The organism is Photorhabdus africana, assembly GCF_035181445.1.
Lineage (GTDB): Bacteria > Pseudomonadota > Gammaproteobacteria > Enterobacterales > Enterobacteriaceae > Photorhabdus > Photorhabdus laumondii.
This window is the reverse complement of sequence record NZ_JAXBVE010000026.1, coordinates 55,489-73,291: the sequence shown is the minus strand read 5'-3', so window position 1 is coordinate 73,291 and position 17,803 is coordinate 55,489. Positions and strand designations below refer to the sequence as shown.

Below are 17,803 nucleotides of genomic sequence, written 5' to 3'. Positions count from 1 at the left end.
AAACCTTAAAACCTTAAAACCTTAAAACCTTAAAACCTTAAAACCTTAAAACCTTAAAACCTTAAAACCTTAAAACCTTAAAACCTTAAAACCTTAAAACCTTAAAACCTTCTGATGGCCTTAACCTCCTTTTATTGCCATTTTTATACTTTTTTTACACATCCCCTCACTCTTTTATCAGCTTCTTTGCATCTCCTTCCCTAATCTTTACCCAATGGATTTCAAGATGGATCGCGACGGCAAGGGAGCGAATCCCCGGGAGCATAGATAACGATGTGACTGGGGTGAGTGAGTGCAGCCAACAAAGGGCAACTTGAAAGATAACGGGTATTTATTCATCCAAGTTTTCAGGAGATTAAGCAGTGAGCATATTCTTCATTTCCGGCGCGTTATTAGTAGCTCTGTTACTGGTTTATCTGATTTATGCGCTACTTCATGCGGAGGATTTTTAAATGGCAGCATCCGCTTTTTTATTGATCACCAGTTTCTTACTGATTTTGATGGTACTGGCAAAACCACTCGGAAACGTTATCGCCAACCTGATCGACGGTAATATTCCACGCGGGCTGACTAAAGCAGAATCTGGCCTTTGGCGTTGCTGTGGCTTACAGAAACCGGGCGGCACAGTCAAAGAAATGAACTGGTGGCAATACGCATTAGCTATTATTATTTTTAATCTGATCGGACTATTACTGCTATTCACGCTTTTAATCACACAACACGCTCTTCCCCTTAATCCTGAACATTTCCCCGGACTGAAATGGGACCTGGCGCTAAATACAGCCGTCAGCTTTATCACCAATACCGATTGGCAGTCATACAGTGGAGAAAACACACTCAGTTACTTTAGCCAAATGACAGGTCTAACCGTGCAGAACTTTCTTTCTGCGGCGACCGGGATTGCGGTGGCATTTGCGTTGATACGCGCATTTTCCCGTCATAGTGTCAACACCGTAGGAAACGCTTGGGTTGATATCACACGTATCACACTTTATCTGCTATTACCGCTGTCTATCGTTATCGCTCTGGTTTTTGTCAGTCAGGGAGTGATTCAGAATTTCGAGCCGTATCAATTAGCTCATACCATTGAAGGCCAACAGCAATTGATCCCGATGGGCCCCGTCGCTTCACAGGAAGCCATCAAATTATTGGGCACCAATGGTGGTGGATTCTTCGGGGCTAACTCATCACACCCCTTTGAAAATCCAACTGCTATCAGCAATTTCATTCAGATACTGTCTATCTTCTTGATCCCTTGTGCACTCTGTTTTGCTTTTGGGCAAGCGGTTCGTGATAACCGTCAGGGGCACGTTTTATTGTGGGCAATGAGCATCATCTTTGTCATTGCCACCGTAGGCGTCATGTATGCCGAACTGAAAGGGAATCCCCATTTCAGTCTGTTAGGTGCCAACAGTAATATCAATATGGAAGGTAAAGAGAATCGCTTTGGCATCCTCGCAACCTCAATTTATGCCGTCGTAACCACCGCCGCTTCCTGTGGCGCAGTCAATGCCATGCATGATTCTTTCACTGCACTTGGCGGCATGATCCCCATGTGGTTGATACAAATTGGTGAAGTCGTATTTGGCGGTGTGGGTTCTGGTTTATATGGTATGTTACTGTTCGTTCTGCTGACCGTTTTTATCGCCGGTTTAATGATAGGTCGTGCGCCTGAATATCTCGGTAAAAAGATCGAGGTATTCGAGATGAAAATGGTGGCACTGGCGATTCTGGTTACCCCGACACTGGCTCTCTTAGGAACGGCACTTACCATATCCACTGCCAGTGGACGTGCCGGTATTCTGAACCCCGGCGCTCACGGTTTCAGTGAAGTACTCTATGCCCTCTCCTCCGCGGCCAACAATAATGGCAGTGCTTTCGCGGGCCTCAGTACCAACAGCATGTTCTACAACTTGTTGCTAGCCATCATCCTGTTTTTGGGCCGCTTTGGCATGATCCTGCCAGCCCTTGCCATTGCCGGTTCTTTGGTCGTGAAAAAACGCCAACCTGCCAGCAACGGTACACTGCCCACCTATGGCCCACTGTTTATCTGCCTATTGATTTTGACCATCATGCTAATCGGTGCGTTGACTTTTATTCCGGCTCTGATCCTTGGCCCGGTAATTGAATATTTACAAATCTGGCTAATGGCCCGGTAAGCGCCAAAGAGAGGAATACCATGACTAACAAGCAACAGACATTATTCGAACCCGTTTTGATTCGTCATGCCCTGATTGATTCAGTCAAAAAATGTCATCCGGCGGCACAATGGCGCAACCCAGTGATGTTTGTCGTCTATCTAGGCAGTGGGTTAACCACCATTTTATGGATTGCCATGTTAGCGGGTCAATTTAAGGGAAATGCGTTGTTCACCGGCAGCATTGCCTTATGGCTGTGGTTTACTGTGTTATTCGCTAACTTTGCCGAAGCGCTGGCAGAAGGCAGAAGCAAAGCTCAGGCGGCCAGCCTTAAAGGGGTAAGAAAAACCAGTTGGGCAACTAAACTCACTTCCGCCAATCGTAATGGCGCCAGAGAAAAAGTCCCTTCTGACAGCCTACGCAAAGGGGATATCGTCATTATTGAAGCCGGTGAAACCATCCCTTGCGATGGTGAAGTTATCGAAGGTGGCGCTTCTGTTGACGAAAGTGCAATCACCGGAGAATCTGCCCCAGTTATCCGCGAATCTGGCGGTGATTTTTCCTCTGTGACTGGCGGTACCCATGTACTATCTGACTGGCTGGTGGTCGAATGTTCAGTTAATCCCGGTGAAACTTTTCTTGACCGCATGATCTCAATGGTGGAAGGGGCAAAACGTCGTAAAACCCCAAACGAGATCGCACTGACCATCCTGTTGACGGCGCTGACAATTATCTTTCTATTGGTGTGTGTCACTCTGCTGCCATTTTCAATATTCAGCGTGGAGATTAACCATGCTGGTCAACCTATCACTGTCACGGTATTGATAGCATTATTAGTCTGTCTTATTCCTACCACGATTGGCGGTTTACTTTCTGCCATTGGTGTCGCAGGCATGAGCCGCATGCTAAGTGCGAATGTTATCGCCACCAGCGGACGAGCCGTTGAAGCAGCGGGTGATGTGGATGTGCTGCTACTGGATAAAACCGGCACCATCACTTTGGGAAATCGCCAAGCCTCTCAATTTCTGCCCGTGCATGGCATCACGGAACAGCGGTTGGCGGATGCCGCCCAACTCTCTTCTTTAGCCGATGAAACACCGGAAGGCCGCAGCATTGTCATTCTGGCAAAACAGCGATTCAATCTGCGTGAACGTGATCTGCGCTCACTGAACGCAACTTTTGTACCTTTTTCTGCCATGACTCGAATGAGTGGTGTTAATGTGGAAAACCGCATGATCCGCAAAGGCGCTGTCGATGCCATCCGCCGCCATATTGAAGTCAATCACGGAAAATTCCCTGAAGCAGTGGAAATTTTGGTACAGACAGTGGCACGTAAAGGGGGTACCCCGCTGGTTGTCGCAGAAAATCAACAGGTACTGGGCGTTGTCGCGCTAAAAGATATCGTAAAAGGCGGCATTAAAGAGCGATTCAGTGAAATGCGCCGTATGGGAATCAAGACCGTTATGATTACCGGCGATAACCGTCTGACCGCGGCTGCGATTGCCGCAGAAGCCGGAGTAGATGACTTTCTGGCGGAAGCTACCCCCCAAGCCAAACTAGCCCTGATCCGCCAATATCAATCCGAAGGATATCTGGTCGCCATGACCGGTGATGGCACTAATGATGCCCCTGCACTTGCTCAGGCTGATGTTGCCGTTGCTATGAATTCAGGCACTCAAGCAGCCAAGGAAGCCGGCAATATGGTGGATCTGGATTCCAACCCAACCAAACTGATTGAAGTTGTCCATATTGGCAAACAGATGTTGATGACACGTGGCTCTCTGACCACATTCAGTATCGCCAATGATATCGCAAAATATTTTGCCATTATCCCGGCGGCGTTTGCCGTCACTTACCCACAATTAAATATCTTGAATATCATGCACCTGCACTCGCCTAGTTCGGCGGTTTTATCCACAGTTATCTTTAATGCACTGATTATTGTCTTCTTGATCCCGCTAGCGCTAAAAGGCGTGAGCTACCGCCCAATGAATGCATCGTCGCTTTTACGCCGCAACCTGTGGATTTATGGTCTGGGTGGTCTGATAGCGCCTTTCATCGGCATCAAACTGATAGATATGTTGCTGACTTTGCTGATACTTAAATAAAGGTGATGAAAATGATTTGGTTACGTTCTTCTGTTGTGTTGTTGATATTTCTGACACTGATCACCGGCGTAGCTTATCCATTGCTGGCAACAGGTTTGTCAGAACTGATGTTTCCTTATCAAGCCCAAGGCTCTATGGTAAAACAAGATGGTCAACCCGTTGGCTCTGAACTGATTGGTCAACCCTTTACTAAAGCGATCTATTTTCAGGGTCGCCCTTCTGCTACCGTAGATTATCCCTATAACACTCTGTCCTCTGGCGGCAGTAATTTAGCGACTACCAACCCGATATTGGATGATGAAATCAAACGCAGAGTTGAGCAACTGCGTCAATTTAACCGTCAACCTGATATGCCTGTGCCAGTTGATCTGGTCACCGCGTCCGCTAGCGGTCTTGATCCCCACATTTCACCCGCCGCCGCTGACTTTCAAGCACAGAGAGTCGCTGATGCACGCCATTTACCGATTAAAGTGATAAAGCAATTCATCAGGGATAATATTGAGCCACCACCATCGGAATTCCTCGGTGAGCCAGTGATTAATGTGTTAAAACTTAATCTTGCCCTTGATAACTTGCACAAGAAAAAACAGTAAGGCTGAACATGGATCAACACGAACCACAGCGCCCTGACCCTGATGAATTACTGACACTGGTTAATGAGAGACAGCGCGGTAAATTAAAGATATTTTTCGGTGCCTGCGCTGGTGTGGGAAAAACCTATGCCATGTTGCAGGAAGCACAAAGATTGCGTGCTCAAGGGCTGGATGTGGTTATCGGCGTGGTAGAAACTCATGAGCGGCAAGGCACTGCCGCTTTACTTGATGGTCTGCCACAACTGCCACTGAAACAGATCTACTACCGACGGCGCAGAATCAGCGTCTTTGATCTTGATGCCGCCATTGCCCGCCACCCGGCCATCATTTTGATGGATGAGTTGGCATTCAGTAATCCTCACACCAACCGTCATCCCAAACGCTGGCAGGACGTTGAAGAACTGCTTGAGGCTGGCATAGATGTACTGACTACCATCAACGTTCAGCATCTGGAAAGCCTCAATGATGTTGTGGGGGATATTACCGGTATCCGGGTCAGGGAAACCATTCCGGATCATATCTTTGATCAAGCGAATGAAATTGTCTTAGTTGATCTGCCCCCGGATGATCTGCGCCAGCGGCTCAATGAAGGTAAAGTCTATATTCCTAGCCAGGCAGAACGTGCTATTGAACATTTTTTTCGCAAAGGTAATTTGATTGCATTACGGGAACTGGCTTTACGCCGGACGGCTGATCGGGTTGATGATCAAATGCGTGCTTTCCGCGACACACAAGGGCATGAACCGGTCTGGCATACCCGTGATAATCTTCTACTATGCATTGGTAACAGCTCAGGTAATGAAAAGCTCATCCGCACTGCCGCTCGCCTTGCGGCCCGATTAGGCTGTATCTGGCATGCAATCTACGTTGAAACGCCAAAACTGTACCAACTACCCGAAGGTAAACGGCGCACTATTTTAAAAGCGCTCAGATTAGCGCATGAATTGGGCGCTGAAACCGCGACACTTTCCGACTCAAACAAAGAAAAAGCCGTATTACGTTATGCCAGAGAACATAACCTCGGCAAAATTCTGATAGGCCGTCGCTGTACATCTAAACAGAAGCTATTTGGCTGGCAATGGCGTCCAAGTTTTGCTGACCGACTAGGGAAACTAGGGCCAGATTTGGATCTGGTGATTGTCGCATTAGAAGAACGCAGCCACTGGGATAAAGAACAAGACAACCGCTCTGTGAGTGAAAAATGGCGAGTACAGATTCAAGGCTGCCTGATCGCGATTGCGCTCTGTACACTTATCACCTTGTTCTCCCGAACGTTTTTACTGACCCTTGATAAAGCCAATCTGGTCACGCTTTACCTGCTTGGCGTCGTCATCATTGCGCTATTTTACGGACGCCGACCATCAATCTTTGCCGCTTTTATTAATGTCATTAGTTTCGATATCTTCTTTGTACAGCCTCATTGGTCCCTTGCTGTTACCGACATGCAGTACCTGCTGACTTTCAGTGTCATGCTGATAGTCGGTGTCGTCGTTGGAAATTTAACAGCGGGAATGAGATATCAGACGCGAATTGCCCGTTACCGCGAACAACGAACCCGCAATCTCTATGAAATGACCCGTGAACTGAGCCGAGCGCTGAATGAAGCAGATATTGCCCGCACCAGCTACCATTTCCTTACCAATAGTTTTCAAGCTAAAACCGGCCTCTTTTTACCCAACGACGATGGCAATTTATATCAACTGACGACCAATAATGGCGGTCACATGCTGATTGACAATGCCATTGCAAAATGGAGTTTTGATAAAAATCTGCCAGCCGGGGCGGGAACAGATACTCTACCTAGCGTACCTTACCAACTACAACCTATTGCTACACCTTCTCAGACACTGGCTGTATTGGCTATTGAGCCCTCCTATTTGCGCCAGTTACTGATCCCTGAACAACAGCGATTACTGCAAACATTTACCGGCCTGATCGCCAATGCACTGGAAAGATTACAACTCTCGCGCCGGGCAGAATCCGCTAAATTGGATACAGAGCGGGAACAGTTACGTAACTCGCTTCTGGCGGCCCTGTCTCACGATTTACGCACCCCGCTGACCGTCCTGTTCGGACAAGCGGAAATCCTGATGTTGGATTTATCTGCTGAAAACTCTCCACATACCAAACAGGTGAATCAGATCCGCCAGCAAATTCTCAGCACTTCCCGTCTGGTTAATAATTTACTGGACATGGCGCGTATTCAATCGGGAGGCATTCAGCTCAATCTGGAATGGCAATCGCTGGAAGAGATCGTCGGCAGTACCTTACGTTCGCTGGAATATGCACTCAACCGTCATCCCGTCGCGGTTTCACTGCCATCCAATTTACTATTGCATTGTGATGCCAGTTTACTGGAGCGGGTATTTATCAACCTGTTGGAAAACGCAATTAAATATACCGATGAGCAAATACCACTAGGTATTAAAGCAACAACAGAAAAAAATCAAATTCATATTGAAGTTTGGGATGCAGGTAAAGGCATTCCGCCGGAACAAGAACAGTTAATTTTCGATAAATTCTCCCGCGCCCGTAAAGAATCTGCTATTCCTGGCGTGGGCCTTGGATTGGCAATTTGCCGGGCAATTATTGAAATTCATCAAGGAAAGATTTGGGCGAGCAATAACGAAAAAGGTGGAGCAAGTTTTCACTTTGTTCTACCGTTAGAGAAACCGCCAGAAATTATTACTGAGGAGATGTGATTATTACCAACAATAACACCATTTTGATTATTGAAGATGAAAAAGAGATTCGACGCTTTGTCCGGCTGGCGTTGGAAGGTGAAGGCTATCGCGTATTTGACAGTGATACGCTGAAATGGGGCCTAATTGAAGCGGGAACCCGTAAACCTGACTTAATTATTCTTGATTTGGGCTTGCCGGATGGTGACGGTATTAACCTGATCCGTGATCTGCGCCAATGGAGCGCAATTCCCGTTATTGTTCTCTCTGCCCGTGATAAAGAAGCGGATAAAGTTGCGGCCTTGGATGTCGGCGCTGATGACTATCTGAGTAAACCCTTTGGCATCAGTGAGCTATTGGCAAGAGTCCGGGTTGCCTTACGTCGTTTTGCCAGAACCAACAAGGAAGAATCGATCGTTCATTTTTCTGATGTGGTTGTCGATCTGGTTAACCGCCGAATTACCAAAAACGATGAAGAACTGCATCTCACCCCGATTGAATTCCGGTTATTAGGTGAATTATTGGCGAATAGCGGCAAGGTACTTACCCAACGCCAATTACTCAACCAAGTTTGGGGCCCTAATTATGTTGAACACAACCATTATTTACGGATTTATATGGGGCATCTGCGACAAAAATTAGAAACCGACCCAACCAGACCCAAACATTTATTGACTGAAACCGGCATTGGTTATCGGTTTATGCCTTAATGCCTGAGACACGTATCGAATCACTTCATGTCTCAGGCAATTAACACCTCTCAGCAAAGCTGAGATCCGCTTATTTCACCTGACACACATGTTCAGATAAATAATGAGCGACAGACTCTTCACAACAAGAACCAATAATATCGGCATCAGGAAGCGCTTGTTTTACCCTATTATGCGCCGTTCCCATGATGATCCCTTTAGCTACAGTTGAAAGCATTTCCACATCATTCATACCGTCACCAAATGCAATCGTTTTATTCATTGGGATACCAAGAAAACCGGCGAGCTGAATTAAAGCTTGCCCCTTCGAAACACCACTCCCCATTACCTCCAGACACCAAGGGAATGAAAAAGCAACACTGACATTATCAGAAAAGAGATCAATTAAATGGCGTTCTAATTTAACCAATGCATCATGATTTCTACTCTTATGAATGAAAAAAACTTTTTCAACCGCATCACAAGGCATTTCATCAACACACTTGAATGTTGGATTAAAATTATCATTCTGGCCAAAATCGCTAAAATTATGATTCACTTCATTGGTTAACCATTGAGAACCACAATACATATTGATCACTAAATCATTATCTGCCTGAGTTTCTTCAATCACTCTTTTTACGACGTGACTTGGCAAATGTTGTCTAATATCCAGGTTCTTACAAGCACTGGTTAATCTGGCACCATTCGAAGTAATCAAATGCACAGGTATATCAAAATCACCAATAATGGAATTTACATCAGCATGGTGCCTGCCGGTTGCAAATACAATTTGCTTTCCCATACTTGATAAATCAGTAAGCACCTTGCGGGTAAACTTACCAATTATATCTCCTTGAAGGAGAAGCGTTCCATCGAGATCTGTGGCAATGAGATTGTACATAGGGCGTTCCAGTGTTAAAGGCAATTATCATCTAAGCTTTATTAAGCAATTCGAGCGATGCCTGCTTGGTAAATGTCATCCTTTCTTCCAGACTATGATTATCCTTTTCATAATAAATTGTCGCCTCTGAATCAATCTGAGGTCTTGGTGTTATTTTTTCCAATATCAGCATCGTGTCAAGGAATAATTGTCTGGCATAGCGAATAGCCCGTGTATAAGTGTCAATGACCTCTTCAAATTCAGGATAAATAGAAAACGAGATCTGATTCACAATCGGCCCAGCATCAATACCTTCGTTGATTTCATGGATCGTCACGCCATGAGATTGATCTCCATTTTTCAAAGCCCAATTAACCGGTCTTACGCCTCGATATTTAGGTAAATAAGACAAATGGATATTTAATATTTTCTTACATGAATTAATGAATTTTAAAGGCAATATCCGCTTATGAAATACGACAAAACATAAATCGCAAGTGAAATCACCATTTTCATAACCGGGTAGATTTTCAACCTTATTATCTTCAATAACAGAAATATTATTTTGATAACAGAAATCAATTAACGTATGATCCGTGCTTACAGGTTCGAATTTATCTGCCACCACGTGCGATATTTTATACTCTTTATGATTTAAGAAATATTGACAAATGAAAATTGCCAATTCTCCTTTACCACAAATTACCACTGTTTTGGGATTATTCATTCGCAAACCTCGTTAACTTCCTTAACCATACTAATATCACTAAGATTAATTAGCCCCTGCATCACCATACGCAATGAACGCATTAAAATTTCATTATCGCTTGGTGTTCTGCAAGAAATACGTAAATAGAGATCAGAGCCTATATTTCCTTTGCCAGAACACTCTTTCACATACAGACCATGAATATCTAACAGTAACTGTGATATCGTCTTTGCATCAGAAATATGCAATTTACAGTAAACAAAATTAGAATCTGTCTCAAATGCGGTAATACCCTCGATTGAGTTTAATTCTTGTTGTAATTTTAACGTATCACTAATCACTTTTTCACAGCTTAATTCATAACTCTCTCTATATTGCGGTAATCTTAATAAAAACTCTTCAGCAAAACCATTCATATTCCAAATGGGTAACACAGCTCTTATTTTACCAAGTAATTCCTGATTTGCGGTGGCAATATACCCGATACGAATACCACCAATGCCAAAGGTTTTACTCATGCTGCGAATAACAGATAAATTCTTATAGTTATCTAAATGCTTTAACATTGTGTCATCACGCATTTTAGAAAAATCTAAGAAAGATTCATCAACAATTAAATCGATATTTAATGCCGACAATTCGCCAGCCAAATATAACAGGCTATCAATAGGCGTCAATTTACCTGTTGGGTTATTTGGTGACTCAATCACCACCACATTCGGCTTTTCTTCTTTCGCCAACGTTAATAGTTCATCAATATCTATTTCAAAATCTCTGTTCTCTTTACTATAGCTAAATATTGTTCTGTCTTTACCAAAGCAATTAGCATATTCATTAAATGAAGGTACAGTGACTAATACTTTTCCTGTATAAACATCAGGAAGCCGTTTAATTATCTCAGCAGCGCCATTTGAAATACACAATTGCGTTCTTTCTATTCCAATAAATTCAGATAAAGCCTGCTCGACTAAACGATTCCCGCCAGGATAATTTAATAATATTTCATCAAAATGATTCTTTATTTCATCTTTCAATTTTTTAGGTGGAAAGTTGAAATTGTAAATTAAGCCAAAGTCAATAATAGGATAACGCCAGTATCCACCGTGCCTGTTTTGCACAAGATTTAATTTATTATTACTTGAAATGAAATCACAAATAGCCAGATCATAAGTATTATCTACTTCATACCATTGAGAATTATCAACAATACTTGCTTTAAATTCAGCCATATTATTCAGTAAAGAGTGTTTAAATATATCCTCATAATATAACCCCGTCGATCCACTATCAACGTAACTTTCTAGCTCTTTAGTAACATATTCAGCAAAATTAGCGGTGCAAATATTATAAATATTTACCGTCTTATATTGACCTTCTTCAACCTGATAGTTGTTATCTTTGGTGGAATTTAGCGCAACGATATTATCATTATCAACTTTTGCGTAAGTTCCTTCCATATTTTGGCTAAGAGGAGAAACAAGTACATTAAGATCCCCCGCTTTTGACATGACAATTTCCAAGCATTTCTTAGTAAAGAAGATATCGCCTTCAAGAATCAGGGTATCTTGCTTAATCCAATTTCTGGCGAGATATAAAGAATAGATATTATTCGTCGATTCCCACTTATCGCTATTAACAAATTCAATATGCAAGTTATATGCGTTTTGTTTAATATGAGACATTAAAACATCGCTCTTATAACCCACCACAATAATAACTTTTTTAATACCGACAGATTCGATATTCCTCAGCGCATTATCGATAAATGATATCTGATTTGTTTCTACCAAAGGTTTTGGTTTATTTGATGTTCTCGTTGATAATCTACTGCCTCTTCCGGCACAGAGAAGTATTACTGTTTTCATATGCATAGTCTTAATAAATTATTTTATACCCGTTATCTTTCAAGTTGCCTCTTTGTTGGCTGCGCTCGCTCACCCCGGTCACATAGTTCGCTATGCTCCCGGGGATTCACTCCCTTGCCGTCGCGACGCATCTTGAAATCCATAGGGTATAAATGGCTGTTAAAAGGTTATTTTTATTGTTAAATAGGAATTAACCTAAAATATAGTTCATTAATGATATAAAATTTATTTTGAATTAAATATCAATTAAATACGATGTCATATATAACATGCTGATATACCCAAACCCCGTCAATTCTTCCATGAAAACTTGCCTCTCCACCATTTTCACCCCCCGTCTTGACACCCGATCCCAGACCGAACGTGTGAAAATTATTAAGTACTTCACCTGACGTCGAGATAGGGCTTAATTTCTCATTAGTTAGCAAACCATATCTATCACTTTTAAATTCAATAGGAATATTATTTTCATTAACTATTTCTACAAGTTTAGAGTGATAGCCAGTACAATGAATCAATAAATCATCACAATTAATGAGTTTAATAACTTCATCATCAGAAATTTCTGAAATATTCAAGATAGAAATATTTTTATATTTTCTTTCTTTAAGTTCTTGTGCAAAAGCAAAAGAATCATATCTTAACCCTGAATATCTATTAACTCGGTTACTTAAAGGGCAAATATCTTCCTGTGTGAAATCATAGCCGTAAGATTCTGCGCTTGAAGGCGAATCAAAAAACAACTTAAAATCTTTATTCACGAAAACATTTATTTTTCCTACAAATTTTAATTGCTCAATAAGCCTAATCAAACAAGAAACAGAACTGTGTGACGAACCCAATATTGAGATACTTTTTACATCACCTTTATTTATCACCTCATCATAAAAACCTTTAATAAGATCACCAGAGGTAATATTATTACTATTATGCAATAATCTGGATTGGTTTGGATTTCCACCTATATTAAACAGTACCTTTCGTGCTGATACAATATAATCTTCATTATTTTTATGATAAGTTATATCATAGTTACCCTCTTCATTCTGCTTAATTTTTTTCACTTCCGCATCAGTCAAAATATTAAACCGATCACCATATTTGTTTTCCTGAATAAAGCGTGCAATTCTCTCCAAATATTGGCCGACAAACCTCAATTCAACTGGCTTATCTTTATGGGCACTAAAATGTTCCCATTCCGATGTTGATTTTATATATTGACTAAGCTCATCATCACAACCGTCAAATTTCTCTAAAAATACACTACCTAAAGAGTTCGCGGTAATTCTATATTTCTTTAATGAACCAGAACCCACCCTCTCTGTTTTTTCTAAAATCAGACAATTTTTTATAGCTTCATCTTTTAATAAATCTGGGATTAATGAAATATTTGCAGGACCTGCACCACACATTACCACATCATAAAACTGCTTATTCATTGACAAACCCTAACATTTTTAACGAAATTTGTGTTTCAATAACATTCCCGGCAAACTCATGACGAGTCTGTTTATAACCAAGAGGTTGCCCATCCAAACCCGCCTTAATAACATCACGATGATTAATTGTTTTATTCTCATTGCGGGAATAAACCAACAACTCCTTCTCATAATCAAATGCCAGACAAGGAATACAACTTAATTTTAGTGTCTTGGCTAATTCAAGTCTATGATGACCATCAATAACCACATGCGTTGCTTCATCAATCCAGATTGGTTGAGTCCAAAAACCTTCAAGTTTAACTTTCTCTATTAACTGCTCAACACGAACAGGACAATGTAATTCGGTTGGTCTAAGATTTGAGACTTCTTCTAATATTAATTTCATGCTTATCCCTTAGTTTAAACATCCGACAGAAAATTACCAACATCAATACACTTAATATCGCTAATAATTGAAATAACACTCCACCATTAAATAATTGGATAACAGCACCACCAACCAATGGAGATATAGAAAAACCGATACTATAAAGTGACGCTGCACCAAAATATGCGCCACGTAAATCATTTGGTGCCAAACGATCAATAAAAACATTCACACATGGAAATAAAATAGTTTGACTGATACTCATGATAAAAGCAGCCACATACCATAATAAATAAACATCATAATATTTGAATGAAACAAAGAACATAAATTCAGATAAAATGAGTAATACAGATCCTATATTTATTTTCGTCTCTAACGCCATTTTTTGCGTTAACATGGAAAACGGTAACTGCATAACGACAATGGTTATCGCATGTAACATAATAAGCGAAGCAATAAACTCAGCATACCCATTAAACCCTAATGAAGTAATTAACTGTGGCAAAGTTGAATCAAAATGGCCAAAAATAAACATCATGAGAATATTATTTATGACCAACATTAAAAACACCCGGTCATTTAATAAAACCTTCATCGTTCCTTTAAAATCATCATTATTTGTTAATTTTATTTTTATTTTCTTACCAAATAAATAAACAGGGATCATAAAAATTACATAAGATAGCGAAACAATCAGAAAAGAGATAGAATTAATATCTAGGCTTAATTTTATGCCTAAATAAGGCCCGACTACCGCACCCGCATTAAGAAATAAATACCTTAAGTACATGGCATTCTCTCTTACCTGCTTTTCCTCGATAACATCGCCAATAACGGCTTTTATTGGATTATTCACCAGCGCCCAGGAAATATTCGCTAATAAAGTACCAATAATAAAACCAGACTGATGTTCAGATAACCATAATATTAAATATGCCAATGAAGATATAAGACAGCCAATGATGATTATCCTAACCCGGCCGACTTTATCAGAGAAGTAACCAGCATAAAAACTTAATATTGATGAAATCGCAATGGATAAAGAGAGAACTAATCCAATCATCGATGCAGTAAAATGAAACTTTGTATATAGTATGATGGATATAAAAGGCCATACCATCATTGATGTTGATCTTGTTACAAAAGTCCCAAGAAATAGACCCCATATACATGCCGGTATGGATGTATAACTATTAAGAGAAAAATTTTTCATTGTTATTTTCTTATATTATTTATATTGGTATCTTTTAAACCAAGCATTTAAAATATTTATGAGAGTACATAAAATCCACCTGCCTCTACAAAAATCAAATGTAGAAGCAAGAACTAGGATGATCTGTACGATAAAGCAAATTCAATGATATATAATTTATTTTTAATATATTATCAAAACAGATGTTAATTGCAAACTAAATATGACATTTTTATTACATATTAAACGTAGGTCAAATGTTGGTGATGTTAGTAAGCAACATAATGACATAAGTACTTCGCACTTTAACCGGTAAAAACACCGGTAAAAAGGGCTCTTAATCTCAGATAAAAACCTTTAAGTTCAATTTTTATCTATACCCTATGGATTTCAAGATGCATCGCGGCGGCAAGGGAGCGAATCCCCGGGAGCATAGATAACTATGTGACCGGGGTGAGAGAGTGCAGCCAACAAAGAAGCAACTTGAAAGATGACGGGTATATTCAAATAGTCATCAATTAACTGAAAAACTCAGCTTAATTTAATTCTAAAATAAACTGTAATATTATGTTCAAAGTGAAACATATAAATAAAACTATATTTTAGTTTAATCGCTAAACTCCGGTAGGGATAATTATTATTTATAGATTTATATGAAGCTATCCGAGATTAAAACTGGAAACTACTTCACGGGTCCAAAATATTCACTAACTAAAATGGGGATTAGTAACGAGTTTATTCTTTAATTTATTTAATGAAAGTAATATACCCTATGGATTTCAAGATGCATCGCGGCGGCAAGGGAGTGAATCCCCGGGAGCATAGCAAACTATGTGACCGGGGTGAACGAGTGCAGCCAACAAAGAGGCAACTTGAAAGATGACGGGTATAGTATATTCAAACAACCAGAACGGCCTTATCATCTCAACTCATTTGATACTAACTATAGGGTTTATTCGCGATGAGTACCTGGCTTATCTATGCCTTATTATCAGCGTTTACTGCCGCTTTAGTCGCTATCTTCGGGAAAATCGGTTTGCAAAATCTTGATGCCAATACAGCAACAGCAATACGCGCAGTCATTATGGCGTTATTTCTGGTTGGTGTCGTTGTCGTACAGGGAAAGTTAAATTTGGTGAGTGAAATAGTGGCAAACCGCAAAGCATTACTTTTTATCGTTTTAAGCGGTGTAGCGGGAGCGTTGTCATGGCTGTTTTACTTTCTGGCAATTAAAAACGGTAATGTTTCTCAGGTTGCCCCAATTGATAAACTCAGTGTCGTGTTTGCTGTCATCTTGGCCGTTATCTTATTTGGTGAAAAGATATCACTGATGGCCGCAGGTGGTGTTGCGCTGATCACTGCCGGTGCATTAATGGTTGCTCTGGGCTGAAAAATAAAAAATCCGCAAAAGTCATTTCACCATTGCGGATTCTTTTTAATCGAATAAAAGATCAACCGGCAGCAAAAACCTGGTTAACAATATCCAATGCTTCCTGCTCAATTTTCTCCCGATGCTCAGGGCCAAGGAGACTTTCACAATAAATTTTGTAGGCTTCTTCGGTTCCCGATGGGCGAGCAGCAAACCAGCCGTTTTCTGTTATCACTTTTAGACCACCGATTGACGCTCCATTACCAGAAGCTTTTGTCAACCGGGCGGTGATTGGATCACCGGCAAGCTTATCCGCTTTCACCATTTCTGGTGATAACTTGGCTAATAATGCCTTCTGCTGATAAGTTGCCGACGCCTGAATGCGGCTATAGCTTGGCGTACCGAAGCGAGCTGCCAACTTATTGTAATGCTGCTGCGGATTTTCCCCTGTTACTGCGGTCATCTCTGCCGCCAGCAAACACAAGATAATCCCATCTTTATCTGTAGACCACGGCGTACCATCAAAACGCAGGAAAGAAGCCCCCGCACTCTCCTCTCCGCCAAAGCCCAATTCACCTTTATGTAATCCATCAACAAACCACTTAAAACCTACGGGGACTTCTACCAATTTACGGCCAAGATCAGCGACAACCCGATCAATCATGGCACTGGATACCAATGTCTTACCTATCGCAACACTTTCTGACCATTGCGGACGACGGCGGAATAGGTAATTTATCGCGGTTGCCAGATAGTGGTTCGGATTCATCAAACCCGCAGAAGTGACAATACCGTGGCGGTCATAATCCGGATCGTTTGCAAAAGCCAGATCAAACTTATCGCGCATGGCTAACAAACCCGCCATTGCCCAAGGGGATGAGCAATCCATACGAATGACGCCATCATGATCCAAGTGCATAAAACGGAATGTCTGATCGATTTGATCATTAACCAATGTCAGATCCAAATTATAACGCTCACCGATACGCTGCCAGAACGCAATGCCAGAGCCCCCCAAAGGATCAATACCGATTTTCAGCCCGGCCCGTTGGATAGCCGCCATATCCACCACATCGCCCAACGCACTAACATACGGTTCAACTAAATCCTGCTGATGCAAATATTCGCTGTTCAATACCTGAACAAATGGCAAACGTTTAACGCCTTTCAGACCTTCTGTAAGCAACTCATTAGCACGACGTTCTATAATTGCTGTCAAATCCGTATCTGCGGGACCACCATCAGGTGGATTATATTTAATCCCCCCATCTTCAGGTGGATTATGGGAAGGGGTAATAACAATCCCGTCAGCCAACGCTTTCCCCAAGCGGTTATAACAGAGAATGGCATGAGAAATCGCAGGTGTTGGCGTAAATCCATTATTTTCCTGCACAATCACATTCACGCCGTTAGCCGTCAGGACTTCCAGTACGGAAATAAATGCCGCTTCTGATAAAGCATGGGTATCTTTACCCACATAACAAGGGCCATTGATTCCCCGTTGCTTGCGAACCTCCGCAACAGCCTGAGTAATTGCCAGAATATGCGCCTCATTAAAACTGTGACGCTGAGAACTGCCCCGATGACCGGATGTACCAAATTTAACCTTATGCTCTAAGTTTTCCGGCTGAGGATGCAAGGTGTAATACTGTGATGTAAGCTGCGCTACATTTATCAGATCACTTTGGCGGGCAATCTGTCCCGCGCGCGGATGATTTACCACTTTAAATCTCCCCTGGACAAGAGCTGCACTGTACTTTGTCT

Annotated in this window: 14 protein-coding genes; 7 read left to right on the top strand and 7 right to left on the bottom strand. The window is 41.5% G+C overall.

The window, feature by feature from the left end; all coding sequences use genetic code 11:
* Positions 1-362: 362 nt before the first annotated feature.
* The 6 genes from kdpF to kdpE are packed head-to-tail and all read left to right on the top strand — an operon-like array spanning position 363 to position 8,230.
* Complete coding sequence (gene kdpF / locus SLS51_RS15210) at positions 363-452, top strand: K(+)-transporting ATPase subunit F (protein ID WP_041379999.1); 90 nt, start codon at positions 363-365, stop codon at positions 450-452.
* Entirely contained in the window at positions 453-2,159 is a 1,707-nt protein-coding gene (gene kdpA, locus SLS51_RS15205; protein WP_323839534.1) for a potassium-transporting ATPase subunit KdpA, read from the top strand. It abuts the gene before it with no gap.
* Between the two features lie 20 nt (positions 2,160-2,179).
* Positions 2,180-4,246: a potassium-transporting ATPase subunit KdpB gene (gene kdpB / locus SLS51_RS15200; protein ID WP_323839533.1), complete on the top strand. Its 2,067-nt coding sequence runs from the start codon at positions 2,180-2,182 to the stop codon at positions 4,244-4,246.
* An 11-nt stretch (positions 4,247-4,257) separates the two neighbouring features.
* Positions 4,258-4,839 carry a potassium-transporting ATPase subunit KdpC gene (kdpC, locus tag SLS51_RS15195; protein ID WP_323839532.1) on the top strand — a complete coding sequence of 194 codons (582 nt, stop codon included), beginning with the start codon at positions 4,258-4,260 and terminating at the stop codon, positions 4,837-4,839.
* A gap of 8 nt (positions 4,840-4,847) precedes the next feature.
* Positions 4,848-7,541: a two-component system sensor histidine kinase KdpD gene (gene kdpD / locus SLS51_RS15190; protein WP_323839531.1), complete on the top strand. Its 2,694-nt coding sequence runs from the start codon at positions 4,848-4,850 to the stop codon at positions 7,539-7,541.
* On the top strand, positions 7,538-8,230 hold the full coding sequence (gene kdpE / locus SLS51_RS15185; protein WP_191214880.1) for a two-component system response regulator KdpE: 693 nt from the start codon (positions 7,538-7,540) through the stop codon (positions 8,228-8,230). The genes kdpD and kdpE overlap by 4 nt, the downstream gene beginning before the upstream one ends.
* 70 nt (positions 8,231-8,300) lie before the next feature.
* Here the strand turns inward: kdpE and SLS51_RS15180 are convergent, their stop codons facing one another.
* The 6 genes from SLS51_RS15180 to SLS51_RS15155 all read right to left on the bottom strand — a co-directional run bounded on the left by SLS51_RS15180 (position 8,301) and on the right by SLS51_RS15155 (position 14,691).
* Positions 8,301-9,113 carry a Cof-type HAD-IIB family hydrolase gene (locus SLS51_RS15180; protein WP_323839530.1) on the bottom strand — a complete coding sequence of 271 codons (813 nt, stop codon included), beginning with the start codon at positions 9,111-9,113 and terminating at the stop codon, positions 8,301-8,303.
* A 31-nt stretch (positions 9,114-9,144) separates the two neighbouring features.
* Entirely contained in the window at positions 9,145-9,819 is a 675-nt protein-coding gene (locus SLS51_RS15175) for a formyl transferase (protein WP_323839529.1), read from the bottom strand.
* A complete protein-coding gene (locus SLS51_RS15170) occupies positions 9,816-11,666 on the bottom strand; it encodes an aminotransferase class I/II-fold pyridoxal phosphate-dependent enzyme (RefSeq protein WP_323839528.1) in 1,851 nt (616 codons plus the stop codon). The genes SLS51_RS15175 and SLS51_RS15170 overlap by 4 nt, the downstream gene beginning before the upstream one ends.
* Before the next feature lie 242 nt (positions 11,667-11,908).
* Entirely contained in the window at positions 11,909-13,105 is a 1,197-nt protein-coding gene (locus SLS51_RS15165; RefSeq protein ID WP_323839527.1) for a hypothetical protein, read from the bottom strand.
* Positions 13,098-13,493, bottom strand: coding sequence for a ParB N-terminal domain-containing protein (locus tag SLS51_RS15160; RefSeq protein ID WP_323839526.1), 396 nt, complete (start codon positions 13,491-13,493; stop codon positions 13,098-13,100). Before SLS51_RS15160 ends, SLS51_RS15165 begins: the two co-directional genes overlap by 8 nt.
* A complete protein-coding gene (locus SLS51_RS15155) occupies positions 13,459-14,691 on the bottom strand; it encodes an MFS transporter (protein ID WP_323839525.1) in 1,233 nt (410 codons plus the stop codon). The genes SLS51_RS15160 and SLS51_RS15155 overlap by 35 nt, the downstream gene beginning before the upstream one ends.
* 940 nt (positions 14,692-15,631) lie before the next feature.
* On the opposite strand from SLS51_RS15155, the gene SLS51_RS15150 reads away from it, so the two are divergent.
* The gene (locus tag SLS51_RS15150) at positions 15,632-16,060 is read left to right on the top strand and encodes an EamA family transporter (protein WP_323839524.1); all 429 of its coding nucleotides are present in this window, start codon (positions 15,632-15,634) and stop codon (positions 16,058-16,060) included.
* A 61-nt stretch (positions 16,061-16,121) separates the two neighbouring features.
* On the opposite strand, the gene pgm is transcribed toward SLS51_RS15150, so the two are convergent.
* A complete protein-coding gene (gene pgm, locus SLS51_RS15145) occupies positions 16,122-17,762 on the bottom strand; it encodes a phosphoglucomutase (alpha-D-glucose-1,6-bisphosphate-dependent) (protein ID WP_323839523.1) in 1,641 nt (546 codons plus the stop codon).
* Positions 17,763-17,803 lie beyond the last annotated feature (41 nt).

Excerpts from the sequence above, each read along its gene's own strand:
- kdpA (WP_323839534.1), top strand. The coding sequence starts at position 453 with ATGGCAGCATCCGCTTTTTTATTGATCACCAGTTTCTTACTGATTTTG.
- kdpB (WP_323839533.1), top strand. The coding sequence starts at position 2,180 with ATGACTAACAAGCAACAGACATTATTCGAACCCGTTTTGATTCGTCAT.
- kdpC (WP_323839532.1), top strand. The coding sequence starts at position 4,258 with ATGATTTGGTTACGTTCTTCTGTTGTGTTGTTGATATTTCTGACACTG.
- kdpD (WP_323839531.1), top strand. The coding sequence starts at position 4,848 with ATGGATCAACACGAACCACAGCGCCCTGACCCTGATGAATTACTGACA.
- SLS51_RS15180 (WP_323839530.1), bottom strand. The coding sequence starts at position 9,113 with ATGTACAATCTCATTGCCACAGATCTCGATGGAACGCTTCTCCTTCAA.
- SLS51_RS15175 (WP_323839529.1), bottom strand. The coding sequence starts at position 9,819 with ATGAATAATCCCAAAACAGTGGTAATTTGTGGTAAAGGAGAATTGGCA.
- SLS51_RS15170 (WP_323839528.1), bottom strand. The coding sequence starts at position 11,666 with ATGAAAACAGTAATACTTCTCTGTGCCGGAAGAGGCAGTAGATTATCA.
- SLS51_RS15165 (WP_323839527.1), bottom strand. The coding sequence starts at position 13,105 with ATGAATAAGCAGTTTTATGATGTGGTAATGTGTGGTGCAGGTCCTGCA.
- SLS51_RS15160 (WP_323839526.1), bottom strand. The coding sequence starts at position 13,493 with ATGAAATTAATATTAGAAGAAGTCTCAAATCTTAGACCAACCGAATTA.
- SLS51_RS15155 (WP_323839525.1), bottom strand. The coding sequence starts at position 14,691 with ATGAAAAATTTTTCTCTTAATAGTTATACATCCATACCGGCATGTATA.
- SLS51_RS15150 (WP_323839524.1), top strand. The coding sequence starts at position 15,632 with ATGAGTACCTGGCTTATCTATGCCTTATTATCAGCGTTTACTGCCGCT.